Consider the following 14,720-nt stretch of genomic DNA (forward strand, 5'->3'; position numbering starts at 1 on the left):
CCCGCGCTCACCGACCGCGTGCGGCCTCGGTACGGCCGGCGGTGTGCAGGTACTCCCACACCAGCCGCACCGCCATGGACCCCTCCCCCACCGCCGAGGCCACCCGCTTGACGGATCCGTGCCGGACGTCGCCGGCGGCGAAGACCCCGGGCTGGCTGGTCTCCAGCAGCCGCGCCCCGGCGGCGCCGTCCCTGCTGTCCTGGCCGGTGAGGACGAAGCCGTGCTTGTCGACCGCGACCGCGCCGCCCAGCCAGCCGGTGCACGGCTGCGCGCCGATGAAGACGAACAGGGCCTTGGCGGGTATCAGCCGGTACTCCTCCGCGTCGGTGTCCTCGACCAGGAGGGCCTCAAGCGTTTCCCGGCCGAGTAGCTCGCGTACCTCGGTGTGCAGGAGGATCTCGACGTTGGGCAGCCGGACGACCCGGTCGACCAGGTAGCGCGACATGTCCTTGCCCAGGTCGCGGCTGCGGACGATCAGCCGGATGTGATCGGCGTACCGGGACAGGAACAGGGTCGCCTGCCCCGCCGAGTTGCCCCCGCCCACGATCGCGACCGGATCGCGCCGGCACTGCAGCGCCTCGGCCGTGGTCGCCGCGTAGTACACGCTGGTCTTCTCGAACTCCTCCAGACGCGGCACGGGCAGCTTGCGATAGCGGGCCCCGGTAGCGATCAGGACGGTACGGGCGCGCACCTCCGAGCCGTCGGCCAGCCGGATGACGTGGCTGTCCTCGCGGGTTTCCAGTCCCCGCGCCTCCGCCGGGACCTGGAACTGCGCGCCGAACTTCTGCGCCTGGATGACCGCCCGCTCGGCCAGCTCCCCGCCGGAGACGCCGGCGGGGAACCCGAGATAGTTCTCGATCTTCGACGACGTGCCGGCCTGGCCGCCGGTGGCCACCGCGTCCAGGGTGATCGTGACGAGCCCCTCGGAGGCGCCGTACACGGCGGCGGCCAGCCCGGCCGGGCCGGCCCCGACGACGGCGAGGTCGCAGGTCGCCTCGGCCAGGTGCGGTACCGGCAGGCCGACGGACCGGGCCAGCTCGGCGTTGCTCGGGTTGCGCAGCACCTGCCCGGCGGGGCAGATGACGACGGGTGTCTCGGCGGGCCGGATCCCCAGGTGACGCAGCAACGCCTCGGCCTCCCGGTCGCGCTCCAGGTCGATCCAGCGGTACGGGATCCGGTTGCGGGCGGCGAACTCGCGCAGGCGGCGGGTGTCGGGCGCGTAGTGCGAGCCGACGATGCGGATACCGGCGCCGAGCCCGATGAGGATGGAGCGGCGGATGAGGTAGGCGCGCAGGATCAGGTCGCCGAGCGCGGGGTCCTGCACGACGGCTTCCCGGAGCTGATCCGCCGGCACGTCGAGCACCTCGCCCGGCTCGACCACCACCGAGGTGAAGAACGCGGCCTGGCCGGTGAGCAGGCTCAGCTCGCCCAGGAAGCGCCCCGGTCCGTGCACGCTGATCAGGCGCTCGTCGCTGCTGCGGTAGCCCTCGTAGTTGGCCACCTTGCCGGTAAGGACGGCGATGAAGTCGTACCCCTCCTCGCCCTCCCGGATGAGCACGTCGCCCTCGTCGGTGGGCCGGCGCTGGCCCCGGGCGGTGAGGGACTCGATCTGAGTGTCGCTCAGGCGCGGGTACGCCCCGTACCGGTCCGGCGTCTCGACCAGCAAGCTCATGTCCACCCCCACGGTGGGGAAACGGACGAGCTACCCGCTACGGCCGGGCCCGTAACCTGCCCCCGGCGGGTACGGCTCGCGGACCGGTGTCGCCGGTGACCACAGCATCGCCGAGATCGCGCGCGACGCCCTCGACCTCGCCGACGCCCTCGGCGTGGAGACCTTCTCGGTTGTCGGGCACTCCATGGGCGGCAGCGCCACGCAGCGGGTCCTCGCCGACGCGCCCGACCGGGGTCGAGCGGCTCGTCGGCATCAGCCCCGTACCGGCCGGCCGGGGTGCCCTTCGACGTCCAGGGCTGGGCGCTGTTCGACGGCGCCGCCGCCCCGCCAACCGGCGCGGAGACGATGCGCGAACCGTGGGATGTGGCACTACCCGAACGCCCGCCTGGAGGTGCTCGGTCGGGTCCATCAGAGACTCGTAGTGGGTCACGTGCTCCTGCTCGATCAGGCTGATCTCCTGGTAGAGCTGGCGGGCGATCGGCTCCATATAGTGCGGGCCGACGTTCATGTCGTAGTTCATCACCTGCTGCTCGGCCGACACGATCGTGATCGCGTGCAGCTTGGAGCGCGGGTCGGCGGTGTTCGGTCGTACGGGTCACGCACGTTGTCGTACGGGTGCCGGTGCTCGACGACCGTCGGCCGGCCCGACATCACTCGGTCAGCACGTCGACGACCTTCTCCGCCTTGCGCCGCTCCACCATCTCGTACAGGTTCGCGTACCGGTACAGGTGGTCGAAGTCCTCCAGCACGCCGAACTCGTACGCCTGGCGCAGGTGCGGGTCGGGCTCGTTGCGTGCCAGCCACGCGGTCAGGTCGACGGCGTTCTGCTCGTAGCCGAGGGTCGTCTCCAGCGGGCTGTTGATGCCCGGCAGCAGCCAGTTGACCACTCGCTGCTGCTGGTTCTCGATGTACCGCACGTACGCGATCTGGCGCCGGTCGAGCGGGATGCCTTCATGGCCAAGCGGGTTGAACACGCGGGTCCCTCTTTGGGCGGTGGCCGGGCCTCGGCCACCACCACCCCGCGCGTGCGGCGGAAACCGGGCACGAACCAGGTACGCGGCCCGCTCGCCGGGGTGCTCGGTCGGGACGGACCACCGGCCGGTCAGCGCGGCGGGACCGGCAGGCCGCCGAGCGGAGGCAGCAGCGGCGGCAGGTTCCCGATCGGCGGCAGTGCCGGCAGCGTCTCCTCGCCCGGGACCGGCGGTACGGGTACCGCGAGCGTCGGCGGCAGCGAGACACCCGGCAGCGGCGGGACCGGCACAGTCGTCGGCAGCACGGCGCCACCCTCCGGTGTCTTCGGCAGCGGCACCGGGGCCGTCGGTCGCGGCACCGGGACGCCGGCCGTCGGCGTGGGGCCGGGGCCGGACGCAGGAGTGGACGGCGCCGGTACCGGAGTGGACGGCGCCGGTACCGGATCGGACGGCGCCGGGGTGGGCGCGCCGGGCAGCGTCGCCCGTACGGCGTCGAGGTCGGCGCGCAGCCGCCGGGTGCGCGCCGAGTCGCCCAGTCGCCCGAGGAGCGTGCCGGCCTGTCCGAGCAGCCTGCGCGCGTCGTCGACGCGCCCCTCCTCGGCCGCCCGGCGCGCCTGCGCGAGGGTGGCGTCGACCGTCGCGAGGTCGGCCCGCTGGGGGTACATCACCCGGGTGATCGGCCACAGCGGACTTCCCGGCGTGGCGTGGCCGGCCCCGACAACCAGACCGGTACCGGCGACGAGGACGGCCGCAGCGGCGCCGACCGCCCACCGCGCGGCCCGGCGTGACCGGCGCCCGCCCCGCCGACCGGCCCCCGCCCCGTCCGGACCGGTGACCGCCGGACCGACGGCGGCCGGTCCGTCCTCGGGGACGGTGATCGGTCCATCGTCGGGGACCGCGATCGGGTCTGCGCCGAGGTCGGCGCGCCAGGCGGCCAGCAGCGCGGCCACCGGGTCGGCGTCGGCGACCGGTTCGCCCCGGCCCAGCGCGTCGAGCAGCAGCGCGTCGGCGGCGAGGTCGGCCAGGTCGACGGGGCGCTCGTCGGAGGTCGATGGGTTGCCCGTCATGCCGGCACCTCGTCCAAGGTGTCACCGGCCAGCGCGCGTAGATGTGCGAGGGCGCGCGACTGCGCCATTCGGACCGCGGCGGCCGACATCCCGAGCACGCCCCCCACCTCCTCCGCGGGCAGGCCGACCGCGACCCGCAGAACGACGATCTCCCGATGGACCGGCGACAGCTTGCCGAGCAGCGCCGACAGCCAACGGGCCCGGTCGGTGGCGAGTACCGCCTGCTCCGGGCCGGGCGCCGCGTCCGGCCCGTCCGGCGGCACGTCGACGAGGGTCACCGACAGGTGCCGCATGGCCGCACGCTGCGCGTCGGCGACCTTGTTCGCGGCGATCCGGTAGACGAGGGCGGAGAACGGCCGCCCCTCGTCGCGGAAGCGAGGCAGGGCGCGCAGCGTCGCCAGACACACCTCCTGCGCGATGTCGTCGGCGGTCGTGTAGGCACCGCCGACGCGCCCCAGGTGGGCCCGACAGTACCGGACGACGCCGGGGCGCAGCCGCGCCAACAGCGCCGCGGTCGCGACCGGGTCGCTACCGGCGGCCCGCCGGACCAGTTCTGCCTCAGGCACGGTCATGGATGTCGTGGTACCCCCTCGTTACCGACGAGTATCCCGCACGCTGCCCGGCCAGGGGCCAACCCCCGAACGGGTGACGGCTGGTCGGTCGACTGTTGACACTTTGCCCCGATGTGGACAGCATTTGCCCGCCGTCAATGTCGGCCGGAGTACCGGCGTGTTACACGCCGAGGCCGCGTCGCGATGTCCATGTACAACCCCAAGCACCCGGGAGGAGCAGTTGGGCGTCGAGGTACGTGTCGAGGGACTGACCAAGTCCTTCGACGGCCACCCGGTGTGGGCGGACGTGAGCCTCACGCTGCCGGCCGGGGAGATATCTGTCCTCCTTGGCCCCTCCGGGACCGGTAAGTCCGTCTTCCTCAAGACGCTGGTCGGCCTGCTCGCACCGGACCGGGGGTCCATCTGGATCGGCGACCGGGACCTGCCCCGACTGTCCGAGCGGGAGCTGTACGAGGTCCGCCGACTGTTCGGGGTGCTGTTCCAGGACGGCGCCCTGTTCGGCTCGATGAACATCTACGACAACGTGGCCTTCCCACTGCGCGAGCACACCCGCAAGCCGGAGTCGCAGGTCCGCGCCATCGTCCGGGAGAAGCTGGAGATGGTCGGCCTGGTCGGCGCCGAGGACAAGCTGCCGGGTCAGATCTCCGGTGGTATGCGCAAGCGGGCCGGCCTGGCCCGGGCACTCGTCCTGGACCCTGAGATCATCCTGTTCGACGAGCCCGACTCGGGCCTCGACCCGGTCCGCACCGCCTACCTCAACCAGCTCATCATCGATCTCAACCAGCAGACCGACGCGACGTTCCTCATCGTCACGCACGACATCAACACCGCCCGTACCGTGCCGGACAACATCGGACTGCTCTACCACGCGCACCTGGCCATGTTCGGGCCGCGCGAGATGCTGCTGTCCAGCGAGGAGCCGGTGGTCCGCCAGTTCCTCAACGCCCAGCGGATCGGCCCGATCGGCATGGCCGAGGAGAAGGACGCCGACGAACTGGAGGCCGAGGCGGCGTCCGGGGTGGAGCTGCCGCCGCTGCCGCCGATCCCGCCTCAACTGCAGCCCTCCGACTCCGGCCGCCGCCGCGCCGAGCGGCCGGCCGGGCAGTGGTGCCGCGAGCACGGCGTCACCCCGCCACCCGGGTCATTCGGGATGGCCGACCCGCCGGCCGCCGGCCGGCACGCCGCGGAAGCCGGCCGGCACGCCGCCGAGGACACGCACGAGTACCCGTCCGGCGCGCTGTACCGCAGCGAGGTGGCGCCGTGACCGTCGGACCGCCACCGGACCCCGGGGCCGCCCGCCGGCACCGGGGCGGCCCGCTGGTCGGGTACGCCACCGAGGGCTTGCGGATCTACGGCAACTTCTTCGCGTTCTGCCTGGACGCGCTGCGCGGCCTGTTCCGCCGCCCGTTCGGAGTCCGCGAGTTCATCCAGCAGGCGTGGTTCATCAGCTCGGTGTCGATCCTGCCGGCCGCGCTGGTGTCGATCCCGTTCGGCGCGGTCATCGCACTGCAACTCGGCTCGCTGACCCGGCAGCTCGGCGCGCAGTCGTTCACCGGCGCCGCCTCGGTCATCGCCATCGTCCGCGAGGCCGGGCCGATCGTGACCGCGCTCATCGTCGCCGGCGCCGCCGGCTCCGCGATCTGCGCGGACCTGGGCTCCCGCAAGATCCGCGAGGAGCTGGACGCGATGGAGGTGCTGGGCATCGACCCGATCCAGCGCCTCGTGGCGCCGCGCATCGTCGCGTCGATGCTGGTCGCCTTCCTCCTCAACGGCCTGGTCAACGTCGTGGGCGTGTGCGGCGGCTACGCCTTCAACGTGATCGTGCAGGGCGGCACGCCCGGTGCGTACCTGGCGAGCTTCCAGGCGCTCGGGCAGCTGCCGGACCTGATCTCCGGCGAGATCAAGGCGGTCCTGTTCGGCGCCATCGCCGCGCTGGTCGCCTCCTACAAGGGGATGACGGCGAAGGGCGGCCCGAAGGGCGTGGGCGACGCGGTCAACCAGAGCGTGGTCATCACGTTCATGCTCCTGTTCGCGGTCAACTTCGTCGTCACCGCCGTGTACTTCCAGGTCGTCCCGCAGAAGGGGAGCTGACGTGGCCATCTTCGACCACCTCGACGACCTGGGCGGCCAGCTGTCGTTCTACCTGCGGTCGGTCGCGTGGGCGCCGCGCACGATCCGGCGGTACAAGCGGGAGATCCTCCGCCTGCTGGCCGAGGTCAGCTTCGGGACCGGCGCCCTCGCGGTGCTCGGCGGCACCGTCGGAATCATCGGCTTCATGACGTTCTTCACGGGTACCGAGGTGGGCCTGCAGGGCTACCAGGCACTCAACCAGATCGGCAGCAGCGCGTTCACCGGCTTCATCTCGGCGTACTTCAACACCCGGGAGATCGCCCCACTGGTGTCGGCCCTCGCCCTGTCCGCGACCGTCGGTTCCGGGTTCACCGCCCAGCTCGGCGCCATGCGCATCTCCGAGGAGGTCGACGCGCTCGAGGTGATGGGTATCCCGTCGCTGCCGTTCCTGGTCACCACCCGGATGATCGCCGGGTTCATCGCGGTCATCCCGCTGTACATCGTCGGGCTGATGGCCAGCTACCTGGCCACCCGCACCATCGCGACCGTCTACTTCGGGCAGTCCACCGGCACGTACGACTACTACTTCCACCTCTTCCTGCCGCCGGCCGACGTGCTGTGGTCGTTCGGCAAGGTACTCGTGTTCAGCGTCGTGGTCGTCGGAGTGCACTGCTACTACGGCTACCACGCCAGCGGCGGCCCCGCCGGGGTCGGCGTGGCGGTCGGCCGGGCGGTACGGCTGGCGATCGTCGCCGTCAACGTCGTCGACTTCTTCCTGTCGCTGGCCATCTGGGGCGCCACCACGACCGTACGGATCGCGGGGTGAGCATGAACCGCAACCGTCTCCTCGGCCTGGCCTTCATCGTCGTGCTCGTCGCGGCGAGCAGCGCGTCGGTGCTGCAGTACCGGAAGACCTTCACCCCGGTGACCTGGGTGACCCTGCGGGCCGATCACACCGGCGCGCAGCTCGTCCCGGGCGCGGAGGTGAAGCTGCGCGGCGTCGTCGTCGGCGAGGTACGCGCGGTCACCTCCGACGGCCGGACCGCCACCCTGCGCCTCGCGCTCAACCCGGCGCAGGCGCCGCTGATCCCGCGTAACGTCAGCGCCCGGCTGCTGCCCAGGACGCTGTTCGGCGAGCGGTACGTGGCCCTGGTGCCACCGGCCGGACCGTCGGCCGGTCCGCTGCGCGCCGGGTCGGTGATCAGCCAGGACCGCACGAGCTCGGCGATCGAGCTGGAGCGGGTCCTCGACGACGTGCTGCCGCTACTGCAGACCATCCAGCCGGACAAGCTGGCCGCCACCCTGGGAGCGGTCGCCGAGGCCCTGCGCGACAACGGCGACCGGATCGGCCAGGACCTGGTCACGGCGGACCAGTACCTCGCGGCGCTCAACCAGGAGCTGCCGACGATCCGCGACGACGTCCGCAAGCTCACGACCGTGCTGGACACGTACCACGGCGCGCTGCCGGACCTGATGTCGGTCCTGCGGGACGCCAGCGTCACCGCGAACACGATCGTCGACCAGCGCACCCAGCTGGCCGGCTTCCTCGCCGAGACCACCGCCGCCGCCGACACGACCCGCGGCTTCCTCGACCGGTACGGCGACCGGATGATCCTGCTCGGCGCGGTCAGCCGCCCGGTACTGGAACTGCTCGCCGCGTACGCCCCCGAGTACCCGTGCGTCACGCACGGCCTGGTCACCCTCCAGCCCCGGGTGGAGCAGGCGTTCTCGGGCGGCCGGATGCACGTGACCCTCGAGGTCACCCGCGACAACGGCAAGTACGAGGCCGGCCGGGACTCCCCCGGCTACGGCGCGAAGAACGGCCCCGACTGCCGGCTGCTGCCCGGTCCGCCGGTGCCGGCCCCGCAGGTGCCCGTGAACGACGGGTACGACTACGGCGCCGACCGGGTCACCCCGCCGCTGGTGGTCGGCGTCCCGGGCGGGGCCGCGCTGTCCGGTACGGCGATGGGCTCCGCCGGTACCGCAGAGGAGCGCAACCTGGTGAAACCGCTGATCGGTGCGGCGGCCGGCACGCCGCCGACGGAGGTACCCGACATCGCGGCGCTCCTGTGGGGCCCGCTGCTGCGCGGAGCGGTGGTGAACGCCCAGTGAGCGAGCGAAGCGAGCGAACCAACCGGCTCAGCGCGACGAAGCCTCATGACGGCGCCGAGCGAAGCGAGGCGACGCCGTGAGCCGGGCTCTGGACGGCCGCGGGGTGGCCGGACCGCTGATCAAGCTGCTCGTCTTCGCGGCGGTGACGCTGGCGCTGACCGGGCTGCTCGCGCAGACCCTCGGCTCGATCGACTTCCGCGGCGGCACCACGTACCGGGCCCGCTTCACCGACGCGGCCGGGCTGCTGGTCGGTGACGACGTGCGCATCGCCGGGGTGAAGGTGGGCCAGGTCAGCCGGATCGGCGTGGTCGACGGCAGGGTCGCCGAGGTGGCGTTCACCGTGGACGCCGAGGTGCCGCTGGCGACCAGCACGCAGGTCCGGATCCGGTACCGCAACCTGGTCGGCCAGCGCTACCTCGCGCTGACCGAGGCGCCGGGCGGTGGCCAGCGGCTGCGGCCGAACGGGCTGATCCCGCTGTCCCAGACCGTATCCTCGCTGGACCTGACGGTGCTGTTCAACGGCTTCCGCCCGCTGTTCACCGCGCTGACGCCGAACGACGTCAACACGCTGGCATACGAGATCATCCAGGTGCTGCAGGGCGAGGGCGGCACCATGGCCAGCCTGCTGCAGCACACCGCCTCGCTGACCAACACCCTCGCCGACCGGGACGCGGTGATCGGGCGGGTGATCACCAACCTCAACGCCGTCCTGGCGACGCTCGCCGACCGCGACCGCAACCTCGACCAGACCATCAGCCAGCTCCAGCAGTTCGTGTCGGGGCTGGCCGCCGACCGGACGGCGATCGGCAACGCGCTGGCCAGCCTGGGCGACCTGACCGGCGCGACGGCGTCGCTGCTGAACGACGCCCGGCCGCCGCTCGCCGCCGACGTGGCCAACCTGGGCAGCCTCGCCACGACGCTGAACAACAACACCTCCGTTCTGGAGGGCACGCTCGACCGGCTGCCGAAGCGGTACGACGCGCTCAACCGGACGGCGTCGTACGGCTCGTGGTTCAACTTCTACCTGTGCGACTTCGACGGGCGGGTCGGCCTGCCCGGCCTGCCCGACGCGACCCCGGCGACGTTCAGCTCGTCGGCCGCCCGCTGCTCCGGTACGGCGGGTGCGAAGTGAGCCGGCGCGGGTGCCACGTGAGCCGGCGCGGACGCGACGTGACCGCGGGAGGTGCGAGATGAAACCGTTCCGGGAGCGCAACCCGGTCGTCGTGGGGGCCGTCGGGATCGGGCTGCTGGGCGCGCTGCTGCTCGGCGCGTTCCGGATCGGCGATCTGCCGCTGATCGGGTCCGGCACCGAGTACCGGGCGGCCTTCCGGGACGCCAGCGGCCTGGCCGACGGCAACGAGGTCCGCGTCGCCGGGGTCAAGGTCGGCACGGTGAGCGGCGTCGAGCTGGCCCGGGCGGCGAGCGGGCCGTACGTACGGGTGCGGTTCCGGATCGACGACGGCGCGGTGCGGCTCGGCCGGGACAGCCGGGCAACGATCCGCATCAAGACCATACTCGGCCAGAAGTACCTGGCGCTGGAGTCGGCCGGCGGCGGCCGGCTCGCCCCCGGCGCGCAGATCCCCCTCGACCGCACGGCGTCACCGTTCGACGTCATGCAGGCCGTGACCGGCCTGGCCGGGACGCTGGAGCAGATCGACAGCAAGCAGCTGGCCGCCGCGTTCACCGTGCTGTCACAGACGTTCGCCGACACCCCGGAGAGCGTGCGGGCCTCGCTGACCGGGCTGTCCCGGCTGTCGCAGACCGTCGCCGACCGCGACGCGCAACTGCGTGAGCTGCTCGCCCACGCCCGCAGCGTCACCGCCGTGCTGGCCGGGCGCGACGACGAGTTCCGCGCGCTGGTCACCGACGCCAACCTGCTGCTCGACGAGGTCAGCCGACGCCGCGACGTGATCCACAACCTGCTGGTGACCACCAACGACCTGGCCAACCAGCTCTCCGGCCTGGTCGCCGACAACCGCGCCCAGCTCGAGCCGGCGCTGCGCCAGGTGCGCGATGTCATGGCGATCCTGCAGCGCAACAAGGACAACCTGGAACACGCGTTGCAGTCGATGGGCCGGTTCGTCACCGTGTTCTCGAACGTCGTCGGCAACGGCCGCTGGTTCGACACGTACATCGCCGGGCTGGTCCAGCCCTACCAACCCACCATCGGAGGTCGCTGATGAGGTGGCGCCCCTGGGCCGCCGCCGGCACGGGCCTGGCGCTCGTGGCGGTCGCCGGCGTCGCGGTGTGGCGGTCGGTCGACCCCGGTCGCCGGCTCACCGCCGAGTTCACCCGGACCGTCGGCATCCACGAAGGCTCCGACGTGCGGGTGCTCGGGGTGAAGATCGGCTCCGTCGTGGCGGTGCAGCCGCGGGGGCGCAGCGTGCGCGTCGAGATGCGCTACGACCCCCGGTACGACGTGCCGGCCGGCGCCGAGGCGGTCATCGTCCCACCCAGCGTGGTCAGCGACCGGTACATCCAGCTCACCCCGGCGTACTCCGGGGGGCCGCGGCTGACCGACGGCGCGCACCTGCCGCTGGACCGGACCGCGGTGTCCCTGGAGATCGACGACATCTACCGCGCGCTGGACGACTTCACCAAGGCGCTGGGACCCGAGGGGGCGAACGCCGACGGCGCACTGTCCGATCTGGTCGCCACCGGCCGGGCCAACCTGGACGGCAACGGCCGGAACCTGCACGACACGCTCGACGGGCTGTCCCGGGCGCTGACCACACTGGCCGACGGCCGGCAGGACCTGTTCGGCAGCGTCGCCAACCTCCAGCAGTTCACCACCGCGCTGGCCGAGAGCGACCAGCAGGTACGCCGGTTCAACCAGCAGCTCGCCGGCGTCTCCGAGCAACTCGCCGGCGAGCGCGACGAGCTGGCCGCGGCGCTGCACAGCCTGGCCGCCGCGCTCGCCCAGGTGGCGTCGTTCGTGCGGGACAACCGCGCGCAGCTCACCGCCAACGTGACCGCGCTCGCCGACGTGACCGGCACCCTGGTCCGCCAGCAGCAGGCGATCATCGACATCCTCGACGTGACGCCGCTGGCGCTGTCCAATCTCAACCTCGCCTACAACGCGCGGTCGGGCACGCTGGACACCCGCGACAACGCGACCGGCCCGTACGACCCGGCCAGTTACGTCTGCTCGCTCCTGGTCGACGCGCTGCCGGCCGCCGACCGGGTACCGAAGGAGTGCGTCGCGCTGGCGCAGACGCTCCAGAGCCGTAACCTGCCGATGCCCGACCAGCTTCGCCGGCTGCTCGGGTTGCCGGCCGACACCGTACCCACGGGACCGGCACCGGGCGCCGGCCCGGCCGGGGCGGTCCCGGCGGGCGCCGCAACGCTGGGGAGCGACCCCACCCTGGGCGGGATCCTGCGGGGGACGCGATGAGGGGCCGCCGTTTTACCGGCACGGTCACGGCCGCGCTGGCCGTGGCGCTGACCGCGACCGGGTGCACCCCGCCGACCCTCGCCGACCTCCCGCTGCCCGGCGGTGCGCCCAGCGGCCCGGCCTACCACGTCACCGCCGAGTTCACCGACGTGCTGGACCTGGTGCCACAGTCCGCGGTCAAGGTCAACGACGTGACGGTCGGCAGCGTGGAGAAGATCTGGCTGTCCGGCTGGACCGCCCGGGTACGCCTGAAGGTCGACAAGAAGGTGACGCTGCCCGGCAACGCCTCCGCGGCCATCCGGCAGAGCAGCCTGCTCGGCGAGAAGTACGTCGAGCTGGCCCAGCCGGTCACCGAGCAGCCGGCCGGCAGCCTGGCCGAGGGCGCCGTCATCCCGCTGGCGCGCACCCGGCGCGGCGCCGAGGTCGAGGAGGTCCTGAGCGCGTTCGGCCTGCTGCTCAACGGCGGCGGCCTGGCCCAGCTCAAGACGATCAACGAGGAGCTGGCCCGGGCACTCGACGGCCGCGAGGCCAGCGCCCGCGACGCGCTCACCCAGCTCGACACGTTCGTGGCCGGGCTGGACGCGCAGAAGGCCGACATCGTGCGCGCCATCGACGCCCTGGACCGGCTGTCCGGGCAGCTCGCCGCCCAGCGCGCCACCATCGGTCGGGCGGTGGACTCCCTCGCACCCGGCCTGACCACGCTCGAACAGCAGCGCGCCCAGCTCACCGGCGCGCTGACCGCCCTCGGCGAACTGGGCCGGGTCGGTACCCGGGTGGTCAACGCCAGCCGCGACGACACGCTCGCCGACCTGCGCGCGCTCCAGCCGATCCTCGAACAGCTCGTGAAGGCCGGCGACGACCTGCCCCGGTCGCTGGACTTCATGCTGTCGTTCCCGTTCCCGCCCAACGCCGACGGCGCGATCCGCGGCGACGCCATGAACCTGCACCTCACCCTCGACCTCAACGCCACGGACATCCTGTCGAACCTGCTCACCGCGGCCGGTCCGCCGCCGACCGGGCCGGCGGCGGCGGCACCGGCGCCGCCGGCGGGCGCCTCGCCGGCGAAGCCGGCCACCCCGCCGGCCACCCCCGCGCCGGGCGGGGTGCTGCCGCCGGTCTGCTTCCCCGTGGGCGCCGTGCTGAGCGGCCTGGACGGGCTGCCGGCCGGCTGCACGCTGCCCAAGGACTGCATGTCGCTGCCGCCCGGCAGCCCGATCCCGCCCGGCGGCTACCTGCCACCCGACGGCCTGGTACCGACCGGCACCGTGCTGCCCGCCGGTACCCGCCTGGTGCCGGGCACCATCCTGACGCCGGCCTGCCTGCTGCCGGTGGTACCCGGCTCGCCGACCCTGCCGGGCCTGCTGGGTACCACCGTCGGCGGGGCCGTCGGCAGCCTCACCGATGTCCTCAAGGGAGGGCTGCACCCGTGATCACCCGGATGGCCCGGCTCCAGATCCTGGCGTTCCTCGTCGTGAGCGCCCTCGGCATCAGCTACGTCGGCGTCACCTACGTGGGCCTCGCCGACCGGATCGCCGGCCGCGCGTACCTGGTGCACGCCGACTTCGACGACGCCGGGGGCATCTTCGCCAACGCCCCGGTGACCTACCGGGGCGTGTCGGTCGGCCGCGTGGTCGCGGTGGGCCTGCATGGCGACGGCGTACGGGTGGCTCTGCGCCTCCAGCGCGGCACCCGGATCCCGACCGACCTGCACGCCGTGGTGTCGCAGCGCTCGGCGGTCGGCGAGCAGTACGTGGACCTGCGCCCGGACACCGACACCGGCCCGTACCTGCGCGACGGCAGTGTCATCCCGCGCGGCCGCACCGGCCGGCCGCTGCCGCCCGAGGTCCTGCTGACCAACCTCGACGCGCTCGTGCGGTCGGTCGACCCGCAGGACCTCGCGGTCGTCATCGACGAGCTGGGTACCGCCTTCCAGGGCAGCGAGACCGCGCTGCGGCGGCTGCTCGACGCCACCGGCGCCCTGCTCGACGAGGCCAACCGGTACCTGCCGCAGACCCGGACCCTGATCCGGGACGGCGACACGGTCCTCACCACCCAGATCGCCTCGTCCGACGCGATCGGGCGCTGGGCGGCCGCGCTCGCCGAGCTCAGCGCGACGCTGCGCGGCTCCGACCCGGATCTGCGCCGGCTGCTCGCCGCCGGCCCGCCGGCCGCGCAGCAGCTCACCGGCCTGCTGCACGACCTGGACCCGACGATCGGGACGCTGCTGGGCAACCTGGTGACGGTCAACGGGATCGCGGCGCGCCGGGTCGCCGGCATCGAGCAGGCGCTCGTGACGTACCCGCTCGTCGTGGCGGGCGGGTTCACCGTCACGCCCGGCGACGGCACCGCGCACTTCGGGCTGGTCACCAACCTCGGCGATCCCCCGCCGTGCAACTACGCCCAGAGCGGCCAGCAGCGCTGTACCGCCGCCGAGCTGAGCCAGGGGTCGAACGTGCGGGGCTCCGCGCACGCGCCCCGCCCCGGCGGCGACCCGGCACCCGCGCCCGGTGGCCCGGCCACGGCGGCGGGTGGCCCGGCCGTCGCCGGCTACGACCCGGCGACCGGCCTGGTCACCGGCCCGGACGGCCTGCCGTTGCGGTTCGGCGGCACCGGCGGGCAGTACCAGCTCGCCGGTGCGCAGTCGTGGAAACAACTGCTGCTGACGGGGATCGCACCATGAGCGACGCGACGGGCCGCCCGGGCGCCGAACCCACACGCGCCACCGGCGCCGGGCCGACGGGCACCCCGGACAACGAGCCACAGCCAACCGACGCGGACGAGAGGGCGGCGATGTCGACACCCACGAAACCCCAGGCACCGATACGGGTACCGGCGCGGCGTCGCACGGTCGTCCGCCGGCCG

At 73.1% G+C, this 14,720-nt stretch carries 14 protein-coding genes; 9 read left to right on the top strand and 5 right to left on the bottom strand.

Features of this window, described 5'->3' with window-relative positions; genetic code table 11:
* Positions 1–7: 7 nt before the first annotated feature.
* The 5 genes from ACNTMW_RS14620 to ACNTMW_RS14640 all read right to left on the bottom strand — a co-directional run bounded on the left by ACNTMW_RS14620 (position 8) and on the right by ACNTMW_RS14640 (position 4,282).
* Positions 8–1,672 carry an FAD-dependent oxidoreductase gene (locus ACNTMW_RS14620; protein WP_426634072.1) on the bottom strand — a complete coding sequence of 555 codons (1,665 nt, stop codon included), beginning with the start codon at positions 1,670–1,672 and terminating at the stop codon, positions 8–10.
* 37 nt (positions 1,673–1,709) lie between these two features.
* A complete protein-coding gene (locus tag ACNTMW_RS14625) occupies positions 1,710–2,213 on the bottom strand; it encodes a hypothetical protein (RefSeq protein ID WP_426634073.1) in 504 nt (167 codons plus the stop codon).
* Positions 2,214–2,322: 109 nt separating this feature from the next.
* Positions 2,323–2,646 (bottom strand): hypothetical protein, encoded by a 324-nt coding sequence (locus ACNTMW_RS14630; RefSeq protein ID WP_426634074.1) that lies wholly within the window; start codon positions 2,644–2,646, stop codon positions 2,323–2,325.
* A 128-nt stretch (positions 2,647–2,774) separates the two neighbouring features.
* Positions 2,775–3,710, bottom strand: coding sequence for a hypothetical protein (locus ACNTMW_RS14635; RefSeq protein ID WP_426634075.1), 936 nt, complete (start codon positions 3,708–3,710; stop codon positions 2,775–2,777).
* Complete coding sequence (locus ACNTMW_RS14640) at positions 3,707–4,282, bottom strand: sigma-70 family RNA polymerase sigma factor (protein ID WP_426634076.1); 576 nt, start codon at positions 4,280–4,282, stop codon at positions 3,707–3,709. Before ACNTMW_RS14640 ends, ACNTMW_RS14635 begins: the two co-directional genes overlap by 4 nt.
* A gap of 220 nt (positions 4,283–4,502) precedes the next feature.
* Between ACNTMW_RS14640 and ACNTMW_RS14645 the strand changes: the two genes are divergently transcribed.
* The 9 genes from ACNTMW_RS14645 (at position 4,503) to ACNTMW_RS14685 (ending at position 14,538) form a co-directional block, all read left to right on the top strand.
* Entirely contained in the window at positions 4,503–5,546 is a 1,044-nt protein-coding gene (locus ACNTMW_RS14645) for an ABC transporter ATP-binding protein (protein WP_426634077.1), read from the top strand.
* The gene (locus ACNTMW_RS14650) at positions 5,543–6,373 is read left to right on the top strand and encodes an MlaE family ABC transporter permease (RefSeq protein ID WP_426634078.1); all 831 of its coding nucleotides are present in this window, start codon (positions 5,543–5,545) and stop codon (positions 6,371–6,373) included. Before ACNTMW_RS14645 ends, ACNTMW_RS14650 begins: the two co-directional genes overlap by 4 nt.
* Position 6,374: 1 nt before the next feature.
* Complete coding sequence (locus ACNTMW_RS14655) at positions 6,375–7,178, top strand: MlaE family ABC transporter permease (RefSeq protein WP_426634079.1); 804 nt, start codon at positions 6,375–6,377, stop codon at positions 7,176–7,178.
* Positions 7,179–7,180: 2 nt separating this feature from the next.
* On the top strand, positions 7,181–8,464 hold the full coding sequence (locus tag ACNTMW_RS14660; protein WP_426634080.1) for an MCE family protein: 1,284 nt from the start codon (positions 7,181–7,183) through the stop codon (positions 8,462–8,464).
* A gap of 76 nt (positions 8,465–8,540) precedes the next feature.
* Positions 8,541–9,596: an MCE family protein gene (locus tag ACNTMW_RS14665; RefSeq protein WP_426634081.1), complete on the top strand. Its 1,056-nt coding sequence runs from the start codon at positions 8,541–8,543 to the stop codon at positions 9,594–9,596.
* 58 nt (positions 9,597–9,654) lie between these two features.
* Complete coding sequence (locus ACNTMW_RS14670; RefSeq protein ID WP_426634082.1) at positions 9,655–10,644, top strand: MCE family protein; 990 nt, start codon at positions 9,655–9,657, stop codon at positions 10,642–10,644.
* Positions 10,644–11,858, top strand: a complete 1,215-nt coding sequence (locus ACNTMW_RS14675) for an MCE family protein (protein WP_426634084.1) — start codon at positions 10,644–10,646, stop codon at positions 11,856–11,858. The genes ACNTMW_RS14670 and ACNTMW_RS14675 overlap by 1 nt, the downstream gene beginning before the upstream one ends.
* Positions 11,855–13,288, top strand: coding sequence for an MCE family protein (locus tag ACNTMW_RS14680; protein ID WP_426634085.1), 1,434 nt, complete (start codon positions 11,855–11,857; stop codon positions 13,286–13,288). Before ACNTMW_RS14675 ends, ACNTMW_RS14680 begins: the two co-directional genes overlap by 4 nt.
* The gene (locus ACNTMW_RS14685) at positions 13,285–14,538 is read left to right on the top strand and encodes an MCE family protein (RefSeq protein WP_426634086.1); all 1,254 of its coding nucleotides are present in this window, start codon (positions 13,285–13,287) and stop codon (positions 14,536–14,538) included. Before ACNTMW_RS14680 ends, ACNTMW_RS14685 begins: the two co-directional genes overlap by 4 nt.
* The last annotated feature ends 182 nt before the right edge of the window (positions 14,539–14,720 follow it).

This window comes from Planosporangium spinosum (assembly GCF_049999945.1).
Classification (GTDB): Bacteria; Actinomycetota; Actinomycetes; order Mycobacteriales; family Micromonosporaceae; genus Planosporangium; species Planosporangium spinosum.

Bases quoted from the DNA above. Each gene is read 5' to 3' on its own strand.
- ACNTMW_RS14620 (WP_426634072.1), bottom strand. From the start codon at position 1,672: ATGAGCTTGCTGGTCGAGACGCCGGACCGGTACGGGGCGTACCCGCGC.
- ACNTMW_RS14635 (WP_426634075.1), bottom strand. From the start codon at position 3,710: ATGACGGGCAACCCATCGACCTCCGACGAGCGCCCCGTCGACCTGGCC.
- ACNTMW_RS14640 (WP_426634076.1), bottom strand. From the start codon at position 4,282: ATGACCGTGCCTGAGGCAGAACTGGTCCGGCGGGCCGCCGGTAGCGAC.
- ACNTMW_RS14660 (WP_426634080.1), top strand. From the start codon at position 7,181: ATGAACCGCAACCGTCTCCTCGGCCTGGCCTTCATCGTCGTGCTCGTC.
- ACNTMW_RS14670 (WP_426634082.1), top strand. From the start codon at position 9,655: ATGAAACCGTTCCGGGAGCGCAACCCGGTCGTCGTGGGGGCCGTCGGG.
- ACNTMW_RS14675 (WP_426634084.1), top strand. From the start codon at position 10,644: ATGAGGTGGCGCCCCTGGGCCGCCGCCGGCACGGGCCTGGCGCTCGTG.
- ACNTMW_RS14680 (WP_426634085.1), top strand. From the start codon at position 11,855: ATGAGGGGCCGCCGTTTTACCGGCACGGTCACGGCCGCGCTGGCCGTG.